This is a genomic window from Photorhabdus temperata (genome assembly GCF_025384845.1).
Classification (GTDB): domain Bacteria; phylum Pseudomonadota; class Gammaproteobacteria; order Enterobacterales; family Enterobacteriaceae; genus Photorhabdus; species Photorhabdus temperata.
The window spans coordinates 1-839 of the sequence record NZ_JAJAFX010000190.1; the positions used below are offsets into that span (position 1 = coordinate 1).

Consider the following 839-nt stretch of genomic DNA (forward strand, 5'->3'; position numbering starts at 1 on the left):
CAGGCGCTGCACTGGTTAAGTCGCTGGCTCAGTGTCCGGCCCCAGTTAACGCGGCGGGGTGACAGCGGTCACCTGTTTATCACCCTGAAAGGCCGGGGGCTGGCAAAGGGCACGTTAACCTGGATAGCCGCCGACAGCATCCGTAAACAAGCGCAGCTGACTAAACCGGGGGCCTGTCACCTGTTCCGGCACTCCATGGCGACGCAGATGTTAGAGAACGGCGCGGACACGCGGCATATCCAGGCGATACTGGGGCATGAGAAACTGGAAACCACGCAAATCTATACCCGTGTGGCAATCGGTCACTTAAAGAAAGTGCATGAGCAGACGCACCCGGCAGAACGGAAGCCCGAACAGAAAACACCGTCAGACAACCCGCAGGCGGAGAGTGATAAGCCGGACTGAACGTCCTGTGTTGCCGGACAGTCTTTAAGGTTAGCCGGTTCCCTGTGAGCGTGTGGGGTGCAGTGAAAGGCAGACTGCGCGCCTCCCTGCGCACAGACTGCCTGCCCACCTGCTGAGTGCCGGCGGTAAATGGTGGCCGCCCGGCACGAAACATCCGCGTTCTCTGTCACTCCCGTTGCCGGTCAGCCACCATTCAACATAATGTTTGTTAAGCGCAATGGGCCTGAACGGCCCGCCGCGCTTAACAAACATTATGTCGGCGCCGCCCACCCAAGGGCGCTGCGCGGTTACCTTGGCCCCGGTGCGCGGCTGGCCGCCGGGTTGAGCTTCTCAGCCCCAGCGGCGCACCGGGCTGCGCCCGCTGCTGTCAGCCTCAATGCTAAAACCCACCGCCGCAGTCGCCGCCGTCCGTGGCGGCTCCGGTGTCAACATCC

1 protein-coding gene is annotated in these 839 nt (G+C 62.2%); it reads left to right on the forward strand.

The annotated features are described in order from the left end of the window. Window positions 1–405, forward strand: a 405-nt coding sequence (locus LGZ99_RS24505; RefSeq protein WP_262979857.1) for a tyrosine-type recombinase/integrase, incomplete at its 5' end; no start/stop codon positions are given. Between the last annotated feature and the right edge of the window lie 434 nt (window positions 406–839).